The organism is Rhodococcus sp. UYP9, assembly GCF_040547235.1.
GTDB lineage: Bacteria > Actinomycetota > Actinomycetes > Mycobacteriales > Mycobacteriaceae > Rhodococcoides.
Genome location: NZ_JBEPPH010000001.1, coordinates 972,245 through 994,683, shown reverse-complemented (window position 1 = coordinate 994,683; position 22,439 = coordinate 972,245). Strand labels below are relative to the sequence as shown.

Genomic DNA, 22,439 nt, shown 5'->3' with positions numbered 1-22,439 from the left:
CGTTTTGCGTTCTCCTCTCAACCGTGTGTAATCTCGTTCCTCGGCGGTCCGAGAGGGCCGGCAGCCTAGGAGGCGTGCCAGAGCGGCCGAATGGGAGTCACTGCTAATGACTTGACCCTTCACCGGGTCCGGAGGTTCAAATCCTCTCGCCTCCGCCAAGCTGATCCGCAAGGACCAGCCAGTTTGACGCAGGACCGTTGATTCGTAAGGATCAACACAATTGAACATGCGCCCGTAGCTCAACGGATAGAGCACCTGACTACGGATCAGGAGGTTAGGGGTTCGAATCCCTTCGGGCGCACAAGAAATAGCCTCGTACTTGCGGAAACGCACAGTGCGAGGCTATTTTTCTGTCTTTGATTCCGAGGACCCAGGGTGTCCGTTTCGATGGGCTCCGACCGAGCGGACGTAAGCGTCTGTCATGATCGGGGGATGCTTGGACTCATTGGATTGTTGCTCGTCGTGTGGCTGGTGTTCGTCATCCTCGGGTTCGTTGTCAAAGGCTTGCTCTGGTTGGCAATCCTCGGGATCGTGTTGTTCGCAGCGACCGCTGCGTGGGGTTGGGTGAAGCGAAACACTCGCACCTGACGCTGGGCTGATTCGCTCATCGAGAATGCGGACGAGCTCAGATTGCGCCCTCGGAGTGGCGAGGTGTCGATGTTGCGAGGGCAGCAACGACTTGAAGAAGATTCGCGGCACTGAAGCTTTCGGGCCTACGTACGACGTCTATCGCAGCTCCTTGGATGAGCGCGACGAGTGTGGACCGGAAAGCGTCGGGATCGAGATCGTGTTCCCGGGCGAATCGGTCGGTGACGGGGTGAATCGCGTCGGTATACAAACGGAGACCCGTGTCGATCTGGTCACGAAAATCGATGCTTCTTCGGAAGAAATAGAACTGGAAAAGTAGGTCGACTTCATCACGCTGAGTGTGGAGGCCTTCCAGTTCTGTGGTGATCATCTCGTGGAGGGCGACGTCTGCGGGAAGGTCCTCGCCGAACCCGTCTTCCGGCCCGTCCAAGGTTGTTTCGAGTAGTCGAGCAAGCAGAGCGTGAAGCAATCCGTTCTTGGTTTGGTAGTAGAAGTAGACGAGGCCGCTGGAGAGATCAGCTTCTGCAGCGACAGTCCGGGCCGTGACTGTTTCCAGTCCGCCATCGAGCGCCACCAATTTTGCGGCGGCGAGGATGTCACTGCGCCGCTCGGGTTCTGACTTCTTTGCTCCGACCACTCTCGAGAGCCTAGACCTGCGCAGGTGTATGGCCAGCAGGTATGAGGTTGCCCAGAGTCACATTGCGCTCATTGACCAGTTGGTCAATACTGGAGGTATTGGTGTTGCTTCATCGCCGTCTACCGCTAGGAGAAGAATTGTGTCCCATTCCCTGAGGAACCAAACCGTCTTGGTCACCGGCGGCGGCAGTGGTATCGGCCGACTTCTCGCCTTGGGCGCTGCTGAGCGCGGGGCCCGGGTCATCGTGTGGGATCTTTCCGACGAAGCCGGCAGGAATGTCAGCCAGGAGATCGTTGCCGCGGGTCACTCTGCCGCGGCCTACACCGTTGATGTGTCCGATCGCGATTCCGTCCAGGCCGCCGCGAAGGAAACGGGGCCTATCGACGTCCTGATCAACAACGCGGGGATCGTCACCGGCAAGAACCTCCTCGACGCCTCCGACGACGCCATCGAGCGAACGATCCGCGTGAACACGCTTTCCCTCTTCTGGGTCACCCGGGCCTTCCTCGGCAACATGATCGAGAACCGTCGCGGTACCGTCGTCACCGTTTCCAGCGCCGCTGGGCTTGTGGGGGTCGCCAAGCAAACCGACTACTCCGCGAGCAAGTTCGCCGCCTTCGGTTTCGCTGAATCACTGCGTGTGGAGCTCTCGAAAGCCAACGCAGGCGTCAACTCGTTGGTTGTGTGCCCGTACTTCGTCAGCACCGGCATGTTCAAGGGCGTGCAGACGAAATACCCACTCCTCCTACCGATCCTCACCCCCGAGTTCGTGGCGGAGAAGACCCTGACAGCGATCGAGAAGGGCCGACACGAGTTGATCATGCCCCGATTCGTGAACCTGTTGTCGCCTGCCCGGGTGCTCCCGGTTCGCTGGTTCGACAAAGTAATGAATCAGCTCGGCGTCAACAACACCATGGATCATTTCGTCGGCCGCGTCGAGGCGAAGAGTAAGAGCTGACGATCCCGCAAGGGACGAACCAGAGCTTCCGTAGGAGTGATAGATCCCAGCTGTCCGGTCTGCTCGGCTATATGGTGATCCTTCGCCCGATCTGAGGAGCAACTGATGTCTCACGTCATCGTCAAGGCATCGACAGTGATCACAGTCGACGCCGAGCGTCCGCGCGCGGAAGCCGTTGCGGTGGACACCGAGACCGGTGTGATTCTTGCGGTAGGCACCTTGGCTGACTGCCAAGGTGCCGCTCCCGATGCGACGGTGACCGACCTGGGGCCCAGTGTTCTGATGCCTGGTTTCATCGACTCGCACAATCACCCTGGACTCTCCGGGCTCGTCACACAGGCACCGGCCTATTGGATTGCTCCCTACGTCGGCTACCCGTCGTTTGCCGACGTCGATGCGCTCTTCCGCAAGGCCAACGCAGAGGAGCCTGCCGGTCAGCCACTGTTGTTCAACGGCCTCGATCGAATGCTTCAAGGAGCGCCGGAGCTCGACCGGGTGCAGCTCGACGCCTACTTTCCTGATCGAGCAGCGATCGTCTTCGACAACTCGGGCCACGAGGTGTACTTCAACTCGGGCGTGATCGCCGCGCTGGGCTGGCCGAACGGCACACCGCCGACCGATCCCGCCGGCGCGTCGTTCGGGCGCAACGAGGACGGCTCCTCGAACGGACTGGCTTACGAAAGTTCGGCAATCGCTCAGGTGCTGACGCCGATGCTGCCGAAGATCGTCAGTCATCCGCTGCACTCGTGCGCGCAGTGGTATGCGCTCATGGCTCGCCACGGAGTGACCGCGACGTCGGATCACTCGTACTCCGATGACAGCAAGCCGATCTTCGAGGCGTTGGCCTCGACGTCGGATTGCCCGATTCGGGTCTCGCTCTATCACGTGTCGACCGAGTCGACCTGTGGCGAGCCGTTCAGCTCGCCGATCCCAGACAACATGCTGCGCAAACAAGGCATCAAGCTGTGGGCAGACGGTGCCCCGTGGGTCGGAACGATTGCGATTTCCTTCCCCTACCTGGATACCCCGACCACTCGTAATGCGCAGATTGCTCCCGGCGCGACCTACGAGACGAAGATGAACTACTCGCGAGCCGAACTGGACGCGACTCTTTCTTCCTACGCCGACAAAGGATTTCAGTTCGCGTTCCATGTCAACGGCGACGTCGGACTCGATATCGTTCTCGATGCCTACGAGCGCGCGCTGGCGCTCAACAATCTGACTGCAACAGATCACCGGTGGCGGGTGGAACACCTCGGTGCCTGCAGGGGAGATCAGTTCGAGCGCGCTGCGAATCTTGGCGTCGTGTTGTCGATGGGGCCTTACCAGCTGATCTACTGGGGAGACTTGCTGGACGGCGAGATCTTCGACAGCTCGATCGGGGCGCAGTGGCAGCGGATCGGAGACGCGTTCCGTGCAGGTGCCGTCGTGGCATTCCACAATGACGGCATGGTGAGTCCGCCCGATGTGCTGCTGAACATTCAGACCGTGATCACGCGGAGAACTCCGTCCGGACAGCTACATGGCCCGGAGCAGATCATCAGTCTGGATGACGCCATCAAAGCCCAGACGATCAATGCGGCGCACGTCTTGCATCGAGATCACGAGATCGGTTCGATCGAGGTCGGAAAGCTCGCGGACTTCACCGTACTTTCGCGCGACCCCTATGAAGTTGAAGCCTCCCGGCTGACTGCCGATGTCTCGGTCGAGGGGACTTGGGTGGGTGGCAAGCCGATCGACCTCGACGCCTTTCTCGAACAGGTTCGAGCAACTGACCCGTCCGAGCACCACTCGGCAATCGCCGACGTCGGTGAACGCATTCACCGCTGCTGAAAGCTGGGGCACCGGTTACAACCGCAACACCAGTTCGATGACCTCGTCGGTGCACTTTATCGATGGTGACGTCTTAGAAGAGCCTGCCGATCACCTCGGCGATGCTCCGACGAGCGGTGCGAGCTGCGATGCGATCGGGTTGAGGTTGAGCTTGTCCGGATCCACCTTGGGCTTGCCGTCCCATGGTTGCGGTGTTTCAGGATCGGCGAAGACTATCCGGGCATGGACCCGGTACTGCCCGAATCCGAGGAGGTTATCGATCCGAACGTACTTTCCACCGACGAAGACGATGCCGGCGACGGTAACGACCACCAGTGCGATGAGCTGAATCCTGACCAGCCGAGATCTCACAGCCCACCTCCGAATCTCCTGACTACTGACGACTTCCACCGTTTGGTGGCTCGTATCGGGCAGCAGCTATCCCGGGGATTGCGCCTGTTCCACTTCGCGCAGCAGAGCAGTGAGTTTCCGGTCGCGTGCGAGCTTCCACTCGAGCACGGGATTGAGGATCCCGCGGAGCCAGAAGTACGGCAGCCACACCGCAGGGGCGACTATCCGAGCACGACGAGTTCGGGCCGCGTCGACCAACAGATCTGCAGCACGTTCAGCAGACAATCTTCGGTTCAGTGGCCAGGGGAGAAGCTGACCGATTCGCTTGCCCATCGGGTCGTTGTCGAGTGTGTCGCGAGCCAGGCCGGTGTCCACCACGCCGAAGTACGCGAGCCCGGCGGAGGCTCCGAACGCAGCCAGTTCGATGCGCAATCCGCGTCCGAGCTGTTCGACGGCCGCCTTGCTCACCATGTACGGAACCCCACCCATGCCAGGTGTGAACGCGGCGCACGAGGACACCAACAGCATGTGCCCACCGCTGGCGACGATCTCATCTGCTGCCGCTCGCACGATGTTCAGCACGCCGCCGAAATTGACGGCCATCACCGAGTCGAAGACATTGCGTTCGACTGTCCGAATTGTTGCCGGCGGCGGAGTGATGCCCGCATTGGCCACCACGATGTCGAGTGCGCCGAAGGCCGTCACCGTTCGACGGACGCACTCCACCATCGCCTCGGAGTCGGTCACGTCGGCCGAGAGGAAGAGAACTCGTTCGGATGAACGCGCCTGTGAAGGTATGTCTCGATCGACAACTGCGACACACGCACTTGCTGCCAGCAATTTCTCGACTGTTGCAGCGCCGATGCCCCGCGCCCCGCCGGTCACCAGCGCAACTTTGCCGGGAAGAGAGATGTGGCGACTCATGAGCGGTCCTTGGCCAGTGCCGGGTCGTCGCCAGTCTTCGGTTCTTTCGGATCGGAAGCGCTGCCGACGCGGTACTCGTAGTGGCAGAGGTCGATCGTGGACATGCGGCGGGTGAAGTTACGCACCGAGCCCGGCCAGTAGGTGACATTGCGCCCGGATGGGCTCAGGTAGTAGCTACTGCATCCGCCCGAGTTCCATACCGAACCCTCGAGCGTGGCATCGGTGTAGTCGGCGAACTCGGTCTGAGCCTTCCGACTGACCTCCAGCGCCGCAATGGTTTTGACGTCCATGACCCGCAGTGCCTCCAGGATGTAGTTCACCTGCGCTTCGATCGTGACTACCTGTGAGGTGTAGACGACCGAGTTGGGGCCGAGGAGCATGAAGAAGTTCGGGAACCCGTGCACGGTCGTACCTCGGTACGAAGACATCTCTCCCGACGGCCACGCATCTGCCAACGACTGTCCCTCGCGGCCGCGGATGCGACGGAACCCCGAATGACCGGCGACGGTGAAACCAGTTCCCAGGACGATGGTGTCCACCTCGTGAGTTCGCCCGTCGGTGGTCACGATGCCCGCCGACACAACTTCTGCGATGCCGGTTGTTTCGACGGTGACGTTGTCCCGGGACAGTGCGGGATAGAACTTGTTCGAGAACGTCGGTCGCTTGCAGCCGAACGCATAATCGGGAGTGAGCTTCGTGCGCAATACCGGATCCTTCACCTGGCGACGCAAATGTGCTCGTCCGAGCACGGTCAGGGGTGCGAGCAGCGATCGGTGGTGAATGAGGCCGGGCACCAACGCTTCCTGGAACAAGTCGAACGTGCGTCGCATCATGCGTTGCAGCGGGGGGAACTTTCGGAGCATCGATCGTCCGGATTCGGAGATCGACCGGTCGGGGTGTGGCAGTATCCACGTCGGAGTCCGCTGGAACACGGTCAGATGAGCGGCCTCGGGTGCGATCCGCGGGACGAACTGCACCGCGGACGCCCCGGTACCGATCACCGCAATTCGCCGACCGCGAGCGCAGTGTTCGTGATCCCATTCCGCGGAATGGAAGACCGAGCCCGAAAAATACTCCAGGCCGGCAATATTCGGCTTGGCGGGTTCGCTGAAGGGTCCGAGTGCGCCGACGAGTATGCGTGCCGACCAGGTTCCCGCCGATGTCGTCACCAGCCATCTGGCCTCGTCGTCGTTCCACGTTGCATCCAGCACCTCGTGGCCGAAGCGGATACGGTTTCGGATGCCGAACCGGTCGGTGCAGTCGTTCAGGTAGGCCTCGATCTCGGGCTGAAGAGGGTAGAGGCGGGTCCAGTCCGGGTTGGGCGCAAAAGAGAAGGAGTACAGCGCCGAGGGGATATCGCACTGGGCGCCGGGATAAGTATTGACGTGCCACGTTCCGCCGACCGCATCGTCGCGCTCGAAGATCAGAAAGTCACCACGACCTTCCTGCTGAAGGCGGATTGCTGCACCGAGGCCGCCGAATCCGGCCCCGATGATCGCGACGTCGACGACGGAGACTGCCAGGTTGTCGGAGGCGTCGTGCTCATTGGCAGATGTGTCCGAAACAGTTGTGGTCATGAGGGTTTCGACTCCTTCTTACAGATCGAGGACGACGACTTCGTTGTCGACGGCAGCTCGAGATACACACGGGGTGAGCGTGGTCTGCCGCTCGGTGGCGTCGAGTACACGGTCGCGATGATCTACGCGGCCCTCGACGAGGCCGACGACGCAGACCCCGCAGAACCCCTGACGACACGAGTACGGTTGATCGGGCCTCGTCCGGCGTAGCGCATCGAGTGCAGTCTCCTGTGCGCCAACGGCAATCGTTTCACCCGAACGGTTCAAATGGAGCGTGAAGGGCTTACCGTCGACTACTGCCGGCGGAGCGAAAAGTTCGGCATGAAACTCCTGAATTCTGTGGTTTCGTATCGACTCGTCGCGAAGCCTCCTCGAGAGCGCCGCCGGTCCGCACACGTACATCGCGGAGTCGGCTTCTGCGAGGTCCACGATCATGGCAGGGTTCGGCATACCGTCCACATCGTCGGCCGCGAGAATCAGACGCCCACCCGAAGCAAGAGCCAACCGACCGAGGTCCGCGACGAAAGGCAGGCTTGCGCGTGATCGACCGTGGTAATAGAGCGTCCAACGAGCGTTGTCCTCTACGGCCCGCTCGATCATCGAGCGAATAGGGGTGATGCCGATTCCCGCTGCGACGAAGAGATAGTTGTCCGCTCGCGCCATCGGAAAGGCATTGCGCGGCCCCCTGACTCGAATGATGTCGCCGCGCTCGAGGCCGTGGATCTCGTTGGACACTCGGCCGCCGGGGACCTTCCGAACGCTGATCCGGTAGTGCTCGCCCTCGGAGGGTTGGCCGGCGAGTGAGTACTGACGCAGTTCCCCGGACGGTGTGATGATGTCGATGTGCGCGCCTGGTAGCCACGAAGGAAGCGGAACGCCGTCGTTGCGCCGCAGTAAGAGCGAGCGGACGTCCTCTGTTTCGACGACGATATCGTCGATGGTTGTTGCGAACTCGTATCCGGTGCCTCTTCGAGGTCGCGCGGGAGAAAGAGCCGTGATGATCGATGAGTCCGTTACCAGCTTGGCGTAGATCCGGGACGCGGCTCCGATAGCCCGCAACCCGAGACCTGGATCGACAACGGTGATGTCGCCAAGGTGACCGCGGGTTTCGACAGATGTCGGTTCTGGATTCATGCTCTCGGTCCTCACGGTTGCGTCGCCAATGCCGCGGGTGACTTCGCCAAGTACTGCACAGCTTTGTCGATATCGCCCATGTTCGAGGGGTGGAATCCGGGTCGGATGTAGAGGGCGAGCTGCACGAAAAGAAATGACAGGCCTGGAATCAGTTGTTTGCGTGAGGCTCTCGCGAAGGCTAGTGGCCACGGCAGTTGAATTCGACGGCGGAGGCGCCCCTTGCTCGCGCGCGGCGTGGCGACCGAGTTCTGGTACAGGTATGCCGCTGTGCTGAACCACAACAGAGCCAACCCAGCGCTGGCCGCGACAGCAGTCCGGGCGCGTCGAAACCCGCCGCCGTCTACATACTGGAATGCGTCGAATGCCACGTTGCGGTGCTCGAGTTCTTCCGCACCGTGCCAGCGCAGCAGATCGAGCATAGTCGGGTCGACTCCGAGTCGGTCGAATTCGGTGTTGCCGAGCAACCACTCACCGACGACGGCGGTGAAATGCTCTGCAGCCGCGTAGATTCCCAGGCGTTCGTTCAGCCATGCCTTGCCAGCTCGGCCCGTCAGGCCGTGGTCTCCGAAGACCACTCCTACTGCGAATCGGATGCGTCGCAAGATGGGTTCGATGTCCACTCCGTGAGTGACGAGGTAGTCGCGGAAGCTTTCGTGCGAAGACGCGTGAGTGGCTTCCTGTCCGACGAAACCGACTACTTCCTCGTGCAGTCGAGGGTCGTCGATGAAGGGTAGGGCGCGTGCGAACACGTCGGCCATCGCGCGCTCGCCCTCGGGGAGCACCAGGTGCATCACGTTCCAGAAGTGCGTGGCGTACCACTCCCCGGGGATGTATTGGAGCGGGACGTTCGACCAATCGAATTTCACTGCGCGCGCGACGATCGCGTAGGACTCGTCGGTATGTGCCTTGGTTGTGGTGTCGACCGCGTTGTTTCGAGACATCCGAACTCCATTTCTGCGGGTGATGTTGTCTCCGATGTTACATTGCAACAGTAAGTGTCGCAATGATGCATGGTCGACAACCGGGTGGCCGCTAGGATCGAGCAATGCATCCCGACGGAGACGATGGGCCCATCCTCGATGCCGCGTTCGAGCTGTTCGGGCAGGTAGGTATCGCTCGGACGACGATCGGAGACGTCGCGAAGCGCGCCCGGATCAATCGGGTGACCGTCTACCGCCGAATCGGGTCCAAGGACGAGTTGGTGCAAGCGGTCATGGCACGCGAATCGTCACGACTTTTTGCGTCGCTGGCGAAGTCGGCTGCAGAGCAATCCTCGCGAGCCGACCGCGTCGCACATGGTTTCGCGACGACGATCGACTCGGTCCGTACCAATCCTGTATTGCTGAAAATGTTCGATTCCGAGAGCCCAGTGGTGTTGGAACAGCTGACGATCAATGCGTCGGCCCTGCTCGAGCCCGCGATCAGGGCAGCAACGCACATCGCGCGAGACGAATCCAGCACGGACGCGTTCGCAGTGCCCGATGCACCGGAAATTGTTGCACGCGTGGTTCATTCGATCTTGTTGACGCCTTCGGCAGGCGCTCCGCTCGAGACGTACGAGGACCTGCTCACCTTTGCCCACCGCAACATAGTCCCGCTACTGGTGGCTGGGCGAACCGAATCGGAGTCATAGGAACCGCGGCAGATCACGCGCGGTGCCGTAGCCAGAGCAGGCGATCGATCGACTGCGCACCCAGCGTTTGCGATGGAGGGTGACCAGCTCGAAACCAGGAATGTCGAACATCTTGCTCACGCGGCTGCGGGTTCGGCAGAATTCTGCGAATCCTTCGTCGCCGTGTACCCGGCCGAATCCGCTGGCACCGACGCCGCCCATCGGGACTGAGCCCATTCCGGCGAACGCGATCACCGAGTTCACGGTCACCTGACCGCACACCAACCGGGCCGCCGTCTCGTTCCCGCGGCGGCGCGAGAAGACCGACGCACCGAGCGCGTATCGATGGTCGTTGGCGCGGGCTATCGCTTCGTCGAGACCGTCGACTTCGCAGATTGTGACGGTGGGACCGAATGTCTCCTCACGGACGGCCGAGCAGTCCTCGGGGGTGTCGACCACTACGGTCGGCCCGATGAACCGCGGACCGATCGAATCGAGCCCGCCGATCAACGCTCTGCCTCCAGCTGCAGCGGCATCCTCGAGATGTCCTCGTACGATGTCGATTTGAGCGGGCATCGTCATCGGCCCGTAGGTAGCCGACGCGTCACCACCCGGTCGAATTCGGCGCGCATGCTCGACGAGTGCGGCGGTGAACTCAGCGGAGACGCTGCGCTCGACGTACACGCGCTCGACCCCGATACATGTCTGGCCACCGTTGGTGAATGCGCCCCAGGCGACCGCCTCAGCGGCCGACGCGATGTCGGCGTCCGCGGCGACGATCACGGGATCCTTACCGCCACATTCCATGACGAGCGGCGTGAGCGTCTCGGCGCACGTCATCATGATCTTCGAACCGGTGCTGGTCGAACCGGTGAACGCGATTTTGTCGACTCCGCCTCGGCACAGCGCGGCACCGGTGTCTCCGAACCCTGTGACCAGCGAGAGCACCCCGGTGGGCAACGTCGGATTTGCGTCGTTGAAGGCCTGAACATATCTCGCACCGACAGCCGGGGTGTATTCGCTCGGTTTGAACACGACACAGTTGCCTGCTGCCAGGGCTGAGGAGATGGCACTGTTCGGTGCATACAGCGGGTAATTCCATGGCCCGATGACGCCGACGACTCCGAGCGCCACCTTGTCGACCCGGGCAGAGTAGTTGGCCAACAGCAGGCCGGGATTGACCCGGCGGGTGCGCAGCAGCCGCGGTGCATGACCCTCGGCCCACGCGATGTGCTCGAGAGTGAGCACTATCTCGAGCAAAGCGTCTTCGGCGGGCTTCCCGTTTTCCCGATGGATCAGATCCACGAATTCGTTTCTTCGGCTCCATATTTCGTGACGCCAGGCCTTCAGGTGCCGAACCCGTGACTTCGGAGGGAGCGAAGACCATTCATGCTCGACGCGGCGTGCCTCTGCTACTGCTGCAGCTACGGCCTCGGCGGAGGCCACATCGAAGGTGCCGATGTAGCGGTCATCGATTGGCGAGATTGAATCGAAACTCGTCGACTCCGATGCCCGGACACTGGATCCCTGGACAGTCGAAGTCACCGGGAGACCTCTAGCCCGATCTTCGATTCGTGTGCAGTTCGGAGTTCACGCTTCATGATCTTGCCTGCGCCGCTCATCGGTAGCGCGGTGACGAACTCGATGGTGCGCGGTGTCTTGTAACCTGCGACGTAGGTTCGGGTGTGCTCGCGGAGCTCCTCCAGGGACGGTGAAACGCCTTCTGCAAGAACCACACACGCATGGACTCGTTCACCCCACTCCGGGTCCGGTACGCCGATCACCGCGCAAGCCAATACTGCGGGGTGCAGGCTGAGCGCACTTTCTACTTCGGCGCTGTAGACGTTCTCGCCGCCCGTGATGATCATGTCCTTGAGTCGATCCACTACGAACAGGAAACCTTCGTCGTCGAGGTATCCGACGTCGCCGGTGTGCATCCACCCGTCGCGAATGGCGGCCGCCGTCTCCGCAGGCTTGTTCCAATAGCCCAACATGACATGTCCACCACGGACGCAGATTTCGCCGACTGCCCCGGCGGCAACAGGGCGATCGTCGGGATCGAGAATTTGAATTTCGGAGTGTGGTGCTGCCCGGCCCGCCGAGCCGATACGTTCTCCCACATGATGTTCGGGCCACAGAAGAGATGCAACCGGGGCGAGCTCGGTCATGCCGTATGCCTGGGTGAGCCGGGCGGCAGGAAGCCGCGTCTGGGTGCGCTCCAACACGCCGGCCGAAATGGGAGAGCCGCCGTAGAGAACCCGGCTGAGCGAGGAGGTGTCGAACGTGCTGAGTGAAGGGTGGTCCACGAGTAGCTGGATCATCGTCGGCACCAACAAAACGTCTGTGATGGAATGCTTTTGGATAGCCTCGAGCACCGCGGTGGGTTCGAAGAACGGAACCATCACGTGAGTTCCGCCGAGCATGACCTGACCGACCCACGCCGCGAGATCGGCGAGGTGGAACATCGGTGCAGCGTGCAGCAGGATCGACGCATCGTCGAGCAATTGCCCGGTGGCGACAGTTCCGAGTCCCGAGGTGACGAGGTTGGCGTGCGAGAGCATGACGCCCTTGGGGAAGCCGGTGGTGCCGCCGGTGTAGAACAATCCGGCGAGTTCGTCTCCGCTGCGTCGTGCATCGGAAACGGGGTCGTTGGACTCGACGAGCTTCTCGTACGAGACCATGCCTTCGGGGGTGGGGCCGTCGCCGCAATGGACGATGGTCTCTAGGTTCACGCACGCTGCGCGCAGGGCAGGTGCCATGGCTGCGAAGGTGTCATCTACCAGGAGGACTTTGGTGTCCGAATCGTTGAGCGCGTAAGCGACCTCCACCGGGGACCATCGGATGTTGACCGGATTGAGCACGGCGTCGGCCCACGGCACCGCCAGCAGGTACTCGGAGTAGCGGTCGCTGTTGAACGCCAACATGGCCACCCGATCCCCGCTCTCGACGCCGATCGAGTGCAGACCTGCGGCGAATCGAGCTACGCGGTCGATCTGCTCGGCAAAGGTGCGTACTCGGTCGCCGACGACGGTGGCCGCTCGCTGCGGGGTCGTTGCTGCGGATCGGTGGAGGCCTTGAGTGAGATACATGGCGGAGTCCCTTGTGGCGAGAGGGGGCAAGTGCCCGGAGTGAATACGGTCACATTCCCACCTTATTGGCACGGTGTCAATAGGGAGGGTGTGGGGATGTCACGCGGTTACCTGGATCAACCGAAAAGAACTGTGCTGCTACTGCTCTCGATTGTCTTCGCCGGCGAGGGACTGCGCCGTGGCGAGAACGGTGACGAGGACGTCCGTCAACAATCTCTCGACCTGATCCCTGGTCAAAGTCCCGCGGACCAGCCATTCACGCCCGGCGGCCTTGACCATTCCACCGAACGCACGCACCGCCGACGTGGTGAGAATGCGATCACCGTGCCCGCCCTCGAAGGCTGTTGCGTCGAGCACGCGTTCGGCGGCGAGATCGTCCGCCTCGTCGAGGATCTGGGCGACCTGCTCGTCGACGCCCGAACCGCTCGCCATGGACACCCATGCCGTGCCGTGGGTCTCGATGACCTTCACCAGCCAGTGCACGCTGCCCCTGGCACGTTCCTCGAGCGATCCGGCCGGCAGGTTCACTGCCTCGATCGGCGGGACCGTGACGAGGAATCGCACGCTCTCCAGGTACAGATCGCGCTTGCCACCGATGTAGTGGTGGATGAGTCCGCGGGCAACCCCCGCGGACTCGGCGACGTCGGCCATCGACACTTCGGCATACGGCTTGTCACCGAACAAACGAACCGCGCTGGCCAGTATTTGTGTCCGTCTTTCGTCGGGTTCCAGTCGACTCCATTTGGGTGTGTTCACAGCCGCCATGGCTCTCATGATCGCATCGCACCGAGGGGGCGAGACGTCAGAGGTACCGCTCGGTGCGCGAGCGCAGTGAGGACGGCACGATGAAGCGATCACCGTAGCGTGCCCGAAGTTCTTCGGCCCGGTCGACGAATCCGGACAGGCCGCCGTCGAACTGGTTGACGAACTGGAGCACACCCCCGGTCCAAGCTGGGTAGCCGATTCCCATGATGGAGCCGATGTTGGCGTCCGCAACCGTACGCAGCACACCCTCGTCGAGGCACGCGATCGAGTCCAGCGATTGTGCGATCAGCATTCGATCCATCATGTCCTCGAACGGAATTCCATGATCGGCGCGGAGGTAGTGCTCGACGAGACCGGGCCACAACCCTGCCTTGGAACCGTCCTCTGCATAGTCGTAGAAACCGCGTCCCGACTTGCGTCCGGGGCGCTCGAACTCGTCGACCATACGGTCGACCAACGCATAGGACTTCGAGTCGATCCACTCACGGCCGTCGGCGCGGGCAGCCTCGGCCATCCCCTCGCGGATATGGCGTGAGAGCGTCAATGAGATCTCGTCCATCAGGGCCAGCGCTCCGGATGGGTAGCCGGCGTGGAGGGCGGCCTGCTCGACGGTCGACGGGTGCACGCCTTCGGCAACCATGGAGATCGCCTCGTCCATGAAGCGGCCGATCACCCGCGTCGTGAAGAACCCGTGACTGTCTCCGACGACTATGGGGGTTTTACCGATCAATCGGACGAAGTCGAATGCACGCGCCAACGCCGAGTCGCTGGTGTGCTCTCCCACCACGATCTCCACCAGTGGCATCTTGTCCACCGGTGAGAAGAAGTGCGTCCCGACGAAGTCACTTCGACGGGAGACTCCCTGGGCCAGTGCAGTAATGGGAAGCGTCGAAGTATTCGAGCACAGAAGGGCGTCGGCGGTGAGGTACTTGTCCACTGCTTCGAACGCACTTTGCTTGACGGCTGGATCCTCGAACACCGCTTCCACGACCAGGTCGCAGCCCTCGGTGTCTGCTGCGTCGGCACTCGCCGTGATGAGCGAGAGGACAGCGTCTGCGGCCTCCTGCGTAGTTCGGCCTTTGGCAACAGACTTACCGAGAATCGAACGGGCGTAATCTTTTCCGCGTTCTGCTGATTCGATCGACACATCGCGCAGCACGACGGGCACCTTGGCCGAGGCGACGACGTAGGCGATGGCGGCACCCATCATGCCGGCGCCGATCACCAGGACTTTCTCCGGAACCCGTTGTGGCTCGGCAGGGGGACGCGAGACACCCTTGTTGATCGAACCGAGATCGAAGAACATCGACTGGATCAAATTCCCTGACACCGGTCCGCATGCGAGGGACGTGCAGTGCCCGGTCTCGACGAGTGAGGCAGAGTCGAAGTCCAGGACCGATCCCTCTACCGCGGCGGCGATTACCGCAAGGGGCGCAGGCATCGGTGCGCCTTTGACCGGCGTGCGAACGCTGGCGGCTGCGGTGAGAGCGGGCAATCGATCCGCCAAACCGGGCGACGCAGCGGTACCGCCTGGGATCTCGAACCCATCCCTGTCCCAGGGCTGCGCAGCATCGGGATGAGCGGCGATCCAGCCACGGGCCGCTGCCATCATCGCCTCCTCGGTGTCGACTACCTCGTCGACCAGTCCGAACTCGAGGGCCTGCGCCGGCCGATACCGCTGGCCTTGCCCGACCACCCGGGTCAAAGCTTCGACGACGCCGAACATTCGGACTGTCCTGGTGACTCCACCGGCGCCGGGCAGGAGCCCGAGGGTTACTTCGGGAAGCCCGAAGCGAGAGCTCCTCTTGTCCAGAGCGATTCGATAATGGCATGCCAGCGCGATTTCGTAGCCGCCACCGAGCGCAGTGCCGCCGAGTGCAGCCACAACCGGCTTGCCGAGCCGCTCGAGACGCCGGAACTTGTCCTTGGTGAAATCGAGAGCGCCCGAGATCGTTGCATGATCATTCGGGCCGGCGTCGCGCAGCAACTCGAGATCGCCACCGGAGAAGAACGAGTCCTTTCCCGAGGTCACGATGACGCCGTCGAAATCGTCGCGGTGTGCTTCGAGCCAGTCGATCGTCGACGCGAGCGACTGACCGAATGCGTCGTTCATGGTGTTGGTGGCCTGCGTCGGATCGTCGATCGTCAGTACGAGCACTCGGTCGTCACCGACCTCGCCGGTGATCGTGGATGTTTGCACAGCAGTCGATGTGCTCATGGGCGTCCTTCGGGCATCGTGATGGTGGTTGTAGGCGACCAAGGGGACTCCGTCGCACAGGTCGAACTAGAGCGAACGGGAAATGAGGTCTTTCATAACTTCGTTGGCACCGGCGTAGATGCGGGCTATGCGGCCGTCGACGAACATTCGGGCGATGGGGTATTCCTCCATGTAGCCGTATCCTCCGAAGAGCTGCAGGCACCTGTCGACCACCTCGAACTGCCGGTCCGTGGTCCAGTACTTGACCATCGCGGCAGTGGTGACGTCGAGCTCGGAGACGAGGTGCTTGGCGACGGCGTCGTCGACGAACGTACGCACCACTCGTCCGATAGTGGCGCATTCCGCGAGTTCGAACTTCGTGTTCTGCAGATCGAACAAAGTTTTGCCGAAAGCGTTGCGAGACTTGGTATATTCGACCGTCTGCTGCACGGCGGTCTCGATCATCGCGGCTGCAGCTATCCCACAGATCAGACGCTCCTGGGGGAGCTGCTGCATCAACTGAGCGAAGCCGCGGCCCTCCGATTCACCCAGTATGTTCGCGGCCGGAACGCGCATGCCGTCGAACGACAGCTCGGCGGTATCCTGCCCCTTCTGGCCGATCTTGTGCAGTACTCGTCCACGAAAGAATCCCGGGGTGGCATCGGATACTTCGGCGACGAGCAGTGACAATCCGCGCGCGCCGGCGGACGGATCGGTCTTCACCGCCAAGATGAGCAGATCGCAGTGGGCTCCGTTGGAAATGAAGGTCTTTGCACCGGTCACCACGTAGTCGTCGCCGTCGCGAACTGCTCGGGTGGCGATTCCTTGGAGATCGGAGCCGGTTCCCGGTTCGGTCATCGCGATCGCGCCGATCCAGTCACCGGAGCACAGCTTCGGCAACCACCGTTGTCGATTCTCCTCGGATGCGTACGCAAGGATGTAGTGCGGGACGATGCCGCTGTGCACGCCCAACTGCATGGCCGAGTCGCCGGCGCGAACCTGTTCCTCGAACAGCACCGCCTCGTGACGGAAATCGCCACCGCCACCGCCGTATATCTCCGGGATCGACATGCCGAGCAAGCCGAGTTGTCCAGCAGCGCTGTATACCTCGCGGCTAGGGCGGCCTGCGGCCGCAAATTCTTCTCGGCGCGGTACGACCTCTTTCTCGAAGAATCCTCGAGCAAGCTGTCGCACGTCAGCGAGTTCGCTGCTGGTGCGGTCGGCGAGTGCAGTCATGGGCATTCCTTGGTCGGCAAACAAGCTTGTTGGCACTACGCCAATTACATTGCTCGTGTTGCCGAGTGATGTCAAGGTGGTGCAGTCGCCGACCGATGCGTTCCTTCTGCGGGGACCCGCTCGAGCTAGCGGTTTGCGCGGCCGAACAGGCTGTCGTCCATTCGAGCGTCGACGGCGATGATCTTCAGATCGAGATCGCACTCGTCTGTAGGGGTTTCCGGCACCGGGCCGACGTAGACGCAGATGCCGGTTTGGGCGTCGAGGCGCACGGTCACCGGAGGCCCAGGAATCCAACGATCGGTCTCGTAGTCGAAGTGCCCGTTCAGTAGGGGGCAGCATTCGCATCGGGCGTCGTACTCGTCCGTGGTGCGGGCGATCACCTGCCAAGCCGGTCGGCCGTGGTGGTCCACGATCTGCGCGTCGGACAGTTCCGTGACCGTCGTCGTGGACTCATGGTCGTGGGCCGATCGGGTGAGCTCGATCGGGTTGAGCATCGCGATCCACCGATAGTTCTGGTAGAACGGGTCATCCCAGTCCACCAGCCACGAATCTGTCACGGATGGCAGCGCCGATACCAGTCCGTCGACGTCGAACACCGGAGTCACGTCCGAGGCCCACTTCGTCTCGGTCTGCCGCGATATTCCGTCCGAGTACACTGCCGTCGTTCCCGTGAAAGGATCTGCTGCACAGCAGAGTTCGTCGATCGCGCCGTCGGCGGTCTCCACCCGCAGAGATCCGGGGCGTCGAATCCAGGCGTGCACGGCGGAAGTTTCACGGGGAGGGACGAACTCGAACTCGACTGTCGTCCAGCGCCACGGCGACGACTGAGCCAACCGGCGGAATTGCTCGACGGACGGGGATTCGATCATGTAGCCGATCATGTCAGGCCGCGTTTCTCCGGATCAGGAGTGCAGTCGTCGAGCCAAGTAAGGGCCCGTGATGCTGTCCGTAGACGCGGCCACCTCGGTCGGTGTCCCCGTTGCGACAACGGTGCCGCCCTTGTCCCCACCGCCGGGTCCGAGGTCGATGACCCAGTCGGCGGAGGCGATGGCGTCCAGGTCGTGTTCCACCATCACGACGGTATTGCCTGCGTCGACCAGGCGGTGGAGCTGGCGCATGAGTAGTGCGACGTCAGCTGGATGCAGCCCGGCGGTGGGTTCGTCCAGTAGGTACAGGGCGTTGCCGCGTCGGGTGCGCTGCAGTTCGTTGGCGATCTTGATTCGTTGTGCTTCGCCGCCGCTGAGCTCGGTGGCAGGCTGGCCGAGCCGCAGGTAACCGAGCCCGATATCGAGCAGCGTCTCGAGGCTGCGGGATGCGCCGGTGATGTCGGCGAAGAACCCAGCGGCTTCGTTCACCGACATTGCCAGCACGGCGGCGATGGTTTTCTCGCGCCAGGTGACTTCGAGAGTTTCGGGGGTGTAGCGGGCGCCGTGGCAGGTGGGGCAGGGGCCGTAGGTGCCGGGAAGGAAGAGGAGCTCCACTTCGACGAAACCGTCGCCCTGGCAGGTCGGGCAGCGTCCTTCGGGGACGTTGAAGGAGAACCGGCCGGGCGCCCAGCCGCGGGCCTTTGCCTCGTCGGTGTCGGCGAACAGTTTGCGGACGATGTCGAACATTCCGACGTAGGTGGCCAGTGTCGAGCGGGGTGTGCGGCCGATGGGGCGCTGATCCACCCGGACCAGCCGGTTGAACTCCTCGAACCCGTCGACGTCGGCCACGTCGATCTCGATCTGCGCGTTGTCGTCCTCATCTGCAGCGGTGTCGAGTCGATGACGTGCCACCTCGAACAAGACCTGGGTGACGAGCGTCGACTTCCCTGAGCCCGACACACCGGTCACCGCGGTCAGCACCGCGAGCGGGAACGCCGCGGATAGCTGGCGCAGGTTGTGGCGGGTGACGCCGGTCAGCGTGAGCCAGCCGCGGGTCGGTCGCGCCACACGATGCAGGGACTCCGCGCGTCCGAACAGGTGGCGCCCGGTAACCGACTCCTCGATCTGCTCGAGCCCGGCCACCGGGCCGCTGTACAACACCCGGCCACCGCCTTCGCCTGCAGCGGGTCCGATATCGACCACCCAGTCGGCCCGTCGAACCACGTCCATATCGTGCTCGACGACGAACAGTGAGTTTCCGGATTCCTTCAGCTGGTCCAAGACGTCGAGCAGCGGTTCGGCATCGGCCGGATGCAGGCCGGCGGACGGTTCGTCCAGGACGTACACCACACCGAAGAGGCCGGAGCGAAGCTGTGTGGCGATCCGCAGACGCTGTGCCTCACCGGGCGACAGCGTCGTCGAGCTACGTCCCAGCGACAGATATCCCAAACCCAATCCGAGCAGCACCTCGATCCTGGCGAGCAGGTCGGCGGTGATGCGTACCGCCACCTCGGTTGTTTCCCCGGACGATGCCGACGGCGTCGCCGCGACCATCTCGGACTGTTCGGCGATGGGCCGCAACACTGCGGCGACCTCGGTCAACGAGAGAGTGTTGAGCTCGGCAATGGAGTATCCGGCGACGGTCACAGCCAGCGCGTCGACGCGGAGTCCGCTGCCGTCGCATAGTGGGCATCGGACACTCTCGGTGAATTGCAGGGCACGGTCGCGCATCCGCTGGCTGGTGGAGTCCGACAGGACATGCATGACGTGACGTCGAGCGCTCCAGAACTTGCCTTCGTAACTGTGGTCGACGCGGTCGGCCTGAGGTTCGATGAACACTTTCGGCTGCTCGTCGGTGTAGAGGAGCCACTTTCGGTCCTTCGCGCGGAGCGTTCGCCACGGCGCATCGATGTCGATCCCCAGGCCGCTGACGATGCTTCGTAAGTTCGCACCCTGCCAGGCACCGGGCCAGGCCGCGATCGCTCCCTCACGGATGCTCAGCGACGGGTCGGGAACCAGTAACTCCGTTGTCACGTCGTGGAATACGCCGAGCCCGCCGCAACGAGGGCATGCTCCGGCGACGGTGTTGGGGGAGAACGATTCCGCCTCGAGGCGTAACGCCCCATCCGGGTAGGTACCGGCGCGGGAGTAGAGCATCCGCAGGAGGTTCGACAAGGTGGTGATGGTGCCGACACTGGAGCGTGAGCTGGGCGCTCCTCGGCGTTGCTGCAATGCCACGGCCGGGGGCAGTCCGGTGATGGAGGCGACATGCGGTGCGCCGACCTGCTGGAGGAGCCGACGAGCGTAGGGGGCCACCGACTCGAAGTAGCGTCGTTGAGCTTCGGCATACAAGGTGCTGAACGCCAACGAGGACTTGCCTGACCCCGACACGCCAGTGAACGCGACAAACGCGTTGCGGGGGATATCGACATCTACTGCTGCCAGGTTGTGCTCGGTGGCGCCGCGAACGCGCACGTACCCGTCCCACGATGCGTCCGTCATCGTCCCGACACTAGCGCGGGTGGCTGTATTCGTTCTCTATGCGGTCAACTTGCTCGACGAGGTTTCGCGTGGACGCTGTCCATCGGGTGGTCCGGCGGAGGAGGGCGAGTGTCGTCGATGGTCGGGTCCGGCGGGTAGCTGCGGGTGGGGGCGTGCCCGACGCCTTCGTGGGCCATTACGCCCTTCCACCAGTTGTCCATCGAATCTGTTCTCGGCCACACGATCGGTTCCATCAACGACCCTCCGCTGCATCAGTTAATCGAGAAGTGCCGCAGCGAATTCGAGTTACTGATTGACTGCGGTATCTGCACGGTCAATACGCCTGACGGCTTAAGCGATCTGTATCCAACGTACGCCCTTGGCGCGTAGTACACCACCGCATCAGGTCCTTCACGCTGCTACAGATTCGATCGCGCGGATTCGAGGAAGGCATTCGAAGTAAGCGACCCTCCTGCATTGTTTGCGCACGTCATCGCATGGGTAGAGAGTGACGATGACGTGCAGTGGTACCCCACGGCCCCTGCCCGAGCAGAAGTCGGCCACGCAGGCCTTCGGCCTCGCGGAATTGGCCGAGTGGCTCGAAGCTCCGGTTCCCGCCGGTGCGGCTGTCACCGTTACCGGCGTCTGCGCCGATTCACGTGCCGTGGAACCGGGAGATCTGTACTTCGCGCTACCGGGGGCCCGTGCGCACGGGCTCGATTTCGAAGCCCAAGCATGTGCCCGGGGTGCCGTAGCGGCGGTCTCCGATCGTGCCGGAGCGATCTTGCCTACGGTCGTCGTCGATGATCCTCGACGATGCGCCGGACCGGTCAGCTCACATATCCATTCGTATCCGTCGTGGGCAATGGACGTTTACGGAGTCACGGGCACCAACGGCAAAACGAGCACGACCTACCTACTTGGTGCTGCCCTGACCGCTGCAGGCGAGAGGGTGGGGACTCTCACCGGTATCTCGATCTCCGGTCCCGGTGGCGTTTTCCCGGCGACCCGGACCACCCCGGAGGCCGCTCCTCTGCAGAAAGCGCTGGCACGTTTTCGTGACGAAGGCGCAACTACCGCAGTGATGGAAGTGTCCTCGCACGCTGTTGCGCATCGGCGGATCGACGGCACCCGATTCGCTGCTGTGGGCTTTACCAATCTGTCTTCCGACCACCTCGATTTCCACGGCTCCATGGAGAAGTACTTTGCGGTGAAATCGGAACTGTTCACACCGCAGCGAGCGGCGGCGGCGGCGATCGGGATCGATGACGACTACGGCCGTCGACTCGCAGCCGCCATCGAAATACCCTGCTGGACTTGGTCCGCCACCGATGCTCGAGCCGAGATCTTCGGCGACGCCATCGAGTGCACGGTATCGGGGACTTCCTTCACCGCACGAACGCCGTACGGTAGCTTCGAGATTCGTCTTCCCCTGCTCGGTCCGCATCAGGTTCACAACGCGCTGGCAGCCATGTCGTTGCTCGCGGCGAACGGTAAAGATCTCGGGTCGGCAGTCCTCGGTTTCGAACGGGTGTCGTCGGTGCCGGGCCGGCTCGAACGCATCGATGCCGGGCAACCGTTCCTCGCTCTGGTCGACTACATGCACAACACAGCAGGTCAACGCCAGCTACTACCGTATTTGCGAACCCTGACCACCGGACGCGTGATCGTGGTCGTCGGCGCCACCGGTGACCGAGACCCAAGCAAACGGTTCCCACTCGGCGCAACTGCCGCTGAGCTGGTCGACCTGGTAATCGTCAGTGACGAAAGCCCCTACTCCGAAGACGCAGCAAGCATTCGTAACGAGGTCGCCGCCGGCGCCGTCGCAGCGCAGTCCGCCATGGTTGTCGTCGAACCCGACCGTCGACGCGCTTTCGATCTGGCCGTGGCCAACGCGCAACCCGGTGACGTGATCGTCGTGGCCGGGCGCGGATGCGATACCGAACAAGTATTCGGCGACACTGTCCTGCCGTTCGACGACCGCGAAGAACTGCTGGCTGCACTGCAATCCTGCTCAACGGGACTCATGCCGTCGTAGGCTCTCGGGGTTCGTTGCCTTCGATCGACTACTCGCGCCGAACTCTCGGCTGCGCTGTCGTACAGCACGTTTGAGTTGTCGGTGTTTCCAAAAAGTTATCGACACGGTCTGGCACTCGGCGGTCGAGAGTGCTAAATTGTTCCGTGCACAGTGAGGAAGCGCCCGCTAGAGGGG

Annotated in this window: 18 protein-coding genes, 2 tRNA genes and 1 pseudogene; 7 read left to right on the top strand and 14 right to left on the bottom strand. The window is 62.5% G+C overall.

What is annotated here, in order from left to right; genetic code table 11:
- Positions 1 to 68: 68 nt before the first annotated feature.
- From ABIB36_RS04630 to ABIB36_RS04620, 3 genes are all read left to right on the top strand, one after another.
- A tRNA-Ser gene (locus ABIB36_RS04630) sits at positions 69 to 158 on the top strand.
- Between the two features lie 70 nt (positions 159 to 228).
- A tRNA-Arg gene (locus ABIB36_RS04625) sits at positions 229 to 301 on the top strand.
- A 131-nt stretch (positions 302 to 432) separates the two neighbouring features.
- Complete coding sequence (locus tag ABIB36_RS04620) at positions 433 to 588, top strand: hypothetical protein (RefSeq protein WP_354560562.1); 156 nt, start codon at positions 433 to 435, stop codon at positions 586 to 588.
- Positions 589 to 625: 37 nt separating this feature from the next.
- Here ABIB36_RS04620 and ABIB36_RS04615 read toward each other — a convergent pair whose 3' ends face one another.
- Entirely contained in the window at positions 626 to 1,225 is a 600-nt protein-coding gene (locus tag ABIB36_RS04615) for a TetR/AcrR family transcriptional regulator (protein WP_354560564.1), read from the bottom strand.
- 139 nt (positions 1,226 to 1,364) lie between these two features.
- On the opposite strand from ABIB36_RS04615, the gene ABIB36_RS04610 reads away from it, so the two are divergent.
- Both ABIB36_RS04610 and ABIB36_RS04605 read left to right on the top strand, forming a co-directional pair.
- Positions 1,365 to 2,183, top strand: a complete 819-nt coding sequence (locus ABIB36_RS04610) for an SDR family oxidoreductase (protein WP_354560566.1) — start codon at positions 1,365 to 1,367, stop codon at positions 2,181 to 2,183.
- A 105-nt stretch (positions 2,184 to 2,288) separates the two neighbouring features.
- Positions 2,289 to 4,016: an amidohydrolase gene (locus ABIB36_RS04605; protein WP_354560568.1), complete on the top strand. Its 1,728-nt coding sequence runs from the start codon at positions 2,289 to 2,291 to the stop codon at positions 4,014 to 4,016.
- 90 nt (positions 4,017 to 4,106) lie between these two features.
- Here ABIB36_RS04605 and ABIB36_RS04600 read toward each other — a convergent pair.
- From ABIB36_RS04600 to ABIB36_RS04580, 5 genes and pseudogenes are all read right to left on the bottom strand, one after another.
- Positions 4,107 to 4,235 (bottom strand): annotated as a pseudogene (locus ABIB36_RS04600) (mammalian cell entry protein); the annotation flags it as partial.
- A 198-nt stretch (positions 4,236 to 4,433) separates the two neighbouring features.
- On the bottom strand, positions 4,434 to 5,270 hold the full coding sequence (locus ABIB36_RS04595) for an SDR family NAD(P)-dependent oxidoreductase (RefSeq protein ID WP_354560570.1): 837 nt from the start codon (positions 5,268 to 5,270) through the stop codon (positions 4,434 to 4,436).
- Positions 5,267 to 6,847, bottom strand: coding sequence for a flavin-containing monooxygenase (locus ABIB36_RS04590; protein WP_084348392.1), 1,581 nt, complete (start codon positions 6,845 to 6,847; stop codon positions 5,267 to 5,269). The genes ABIB36_RS04595 and ABIB36_RS04590 overlap by 4 nt, the downstream gene beginning before the upstream one ends.
- A gap of 18 nt (positions 6,848 to 6,865) precedes the next feature.
- Positions 6,866 to 7,981, bottom strand: a complete 1,116-nt coding sequence (locus ABIB36_RS04585; protein ID WP_084348393.1) for a PDR/VanB family oxidoreductase — start codon at positions 7,979 to 7,981, stop codon at positions 6,866 to 6,868.
- Between the two features lie 11 nt (positions 7,982 to 7,992).
- The gene (locus ABIB36_RS04580; protein WP_084348394.1) at positions 7,993 to 8,922 is read right to left on the bottom strand and encodes a metal-dependent hydrolase; all 930 of its coding nucleotides are present in this window, start codon (positions 8,920 to 8,922) and stop codon (positions 7,993 to 7,995) included.
- A gap of 104 nt (positions 8,923 to 9,026) precedes the next feature.
- On the opposite strand from ABIB36_RS04580, the gene ABIB36_RS04575 reads away from it, so the two are divergent.
- Complete coding sequence (locus ABIB36_RS04575; protein WP_084348395.1) at positions 9,027 to 9,614, top strand: TetR/AcrR family transcriptional regulator; 588 nt, start codon at positions 9,027 to 9,029, stop codon at positions 9,612 to 9,614.
- Here ABIB36_RS04575 and ABIB36_RS04570 read toward each other — a convergent pair.
- The 8 genes from ABIB36_RS04570 to ABIB36_RS04535 all read right to left on the bottom strand — a co-directional run bounded on the left by ABIB36_RS04570 (position 9,609) and on the right by ABIB36_RS04535 (position 20,481).
- Positions 9,609 to 11,138, bottom strand: a complete 1,530-nt coding sequence (locus ABIB36_RS04570; protein ID WP_354560573.1) for an aldehyde dehydrogenase family protein — start codon at positions 11,136 to 11,138, stop codon at positions 9,609 to 9,611. The two genes, ABIB36_RS04575 and ABIB36_RS04570, sit on opposite strands and share 6 nt — an antisense overlap.
- The gene (locus ABIB36_RS04565; protein WP_354560575.1) at positions 11,135 to 12,682 is read right to left on the bottom strand and encodes an acyl-CoA synthetase; all 1,548 of its coding nucleotides are present in this window, start codon (positions 12,680 to 12,682) and stop codon (positions 11,135 to 11,137) included. The genes ABIB36_RS04570 and ABIB36_RS04565 overlap by 4 nt, the downstream gene beginning before the upstream one ends.
- A gap of 138 nt (positions 12,683 to 12,820) precedes the next feature.
- Entirely contained in the window at positions 12,821 to 13,447 is a 627-nt protein-coding gene (locus ABIB36_RS04560) for a TetR/AcrR family transcriptional regulator (protein ID WP_084348398.1), read from the bottom strand.
- Between the two features lie 37 nt (positions 13,448 to 13,484).
- Positions 13,485 to 15,665, bottom strand: a complete 2,181-nt coding sequence (locus ABIB36_RS04555) for a 3-hydroxyacyl-CoA dehydrogenase NAD-binding domain-containing protein (RefSeq protein ID WP_354560577.1) — start codon at positions 15,663 to 15,665, stop codon at positions 13,485 to 13,487.
- A 66-nt stretch (positions 15,666 to 15,731) separates the two neighbouring features.
- On the bottom strand, positions 15,732 to 16,880 hold the full coding sequence (locus tag ABIB36_RS04550; RefSeq protein ID WP_084348400.1) for an acyl-CoA dehydrogenase family protein: 1,149 nt from the start codon (positions 16,878 to 16,880) through the stop codon (positions 15,732 to 15,734).
- 125 nt (positions 16,881 to 17,005) lie between these two features.
- Positions 17,006 to 17,749 (bottom strand): hypothetical protein, encoded by a 744-nt coding sequence (locus ABIB36_RS04545; RefSeq protein ID WP_354560579.1) that lies wholly within the window; start codon positions 17,747 to 17,749, stop codon positions 17,006 to 17,008.
- 33 nt (positions 17,750 to 17,782) lie between these two features.
- On the bottom strand, positions 17,783 to 20,248 hold the full coding sequence (gene uvrA / locus ABIB36_RS04540; protein WP_354560581.1) for an excinuclease ABC subunit UvrA: 2,466 nt from the start codon (positions 20,246 to 20,248) through the stop codon (positions 17,783 to 17,785).
- A 44-nt stretch (positions 20,249 to 20,292) separates the two neighbouring features.
- Positions 20,293 to 20,481: a hypothetical protein gene (locus ABIB36_RS04535; RefSeq protein WP_143542212.1), complete on the bottom strand. Its 189-nt coding sequence runs from the start codon at positions 20,479 to 20,481 to the stop codon at positions 20,293 to 20,295.
- A gap of 260 nt (positions 20,482 to 20,741) precedes the next feature.
- Between ABIB36_RS04535 and ABIB36_RS04530 the strand changes: the two genes are divergently transcribed.
- A complete protein-coding gene (locus ABIB36_RS04530) occupies positions 20,742 to 22,265 on the top strand; it encodes a UDP-N-acetylmuramoyl-L-alanyl-D-glutamate--2,6-diaminopimelate ligase (RefSeq protein WP_354560583.1) in 1,524 nt (507 codons plus the stop codon).
- Positions 22,266 to 22,439 lie beyond the last annotated feature (174 nt).

Bases quoted from the DNA above. Each gene is read 5' to 3' on its own strand.
- ABIB36_RS04620 (WP_354560562.1), top strand. From the start codon at position 433: ATGCTTGGACTCATTGGATTGTTGCTCGTCGTGTGGCTGGTGTTCGTC.
- ABIB36_RS04605 (WP_354560568.1), top strand. From the start codon at position 2,289: ATGTCTCACGTCATCGTCAAGGCATCGACAGTGATCACAGTCGACGCC.
- ABIB36_RS04595 (WP_354560570.1), bottom strand. From the start codon at position 5,270: ATGAGTCGCCACATCTCTCTTCCCGGCAAAGTTGCGCTGGTGACCGGC.
- ABIB36_RS04590 (WP_084348392.1), bottom strand. From the start codon at position 6,847: ATGACCACAACTGTTTCGGACACATCTGCCAATGAGCACGACGCCTCC.
- ABIB36_RS04585 (WP_084348393.1), bottom strand. From the start codon at position 7,981: ATGAATCCAGAACCGACATCTGTCGAAACCCGCGGTCACCTTGGCGAC.
- ABIB36_RS04580 (WP_084348394.1), bottom strand. From the start codon at position 8,922: ATGTCTCGAAACAACGCGGTCGACACCACAACCAAGGCACATACCGAC.
- ABIB36_RS04575 (WP_084348395.1), top strand. From the start codon at position 9,027: ATGCATCCCGACGGAGACGATGGGCCCATCCTCGATGCCGCGTTCGAG.
- ABIB36_RS04565 (WP_354560575.1), bottom strand. From the start codon at position 12,682: ATGTATCTCACTCAAGGCCTCCACCGATCCGCAGCAACGACCCCGCAG.
- ABIB36_RS04560 (WP_084348398.1), bottom strand. From the start codon at position 13,447: ATGGCGGCTGTGAACACACCCAAATGGAGTCGACTGGAACCCGACGAA.
- ABIB36_RS04555 (WP_354560577.1), bottom strand. From the start codon at position 15,665: ATGAGCACATCGACTGCTGTGCAAACATCCACGATCACCGGCGAGGTC.
- ABIB36_RS04550 (WP_084348400.1), bottom strand. From the start codon at position 16,880: ATGACTGCACTCGCCGACCGCACCAGCAGCGAACTCGCTGACGTGCGA.
- ABIB36_RS04545 (WP_354560579.1), bottom strand. From the start codon at position 17,749: ATGATCGAATCCCCGTCCGTCGAGCAATTCCGCCGGTTGGCTCAGTCG.
- uvrA (WP_354560581.1), bottom strand. From the start codon at position 20,248: ATGACGGACGCATCGTGGGACGGGTACGTGCGCGTTCGCGGCGCCACC.
- ABIB36_RS04535 (WP_143542212.1), bottom strand. From the start codon at position 20,481: ATGGAACCGATCGTGTGGCCGAGAACAGATTCGATGGACAACTGGTGG.
- ABIB36_RS04530 (WP_354560583.1), top strand. From the start codon at position 20,742: ATGACGTGCAGTGGTACCCCACGGCCCCTGCCCGAGCAGAAGTCGGCC.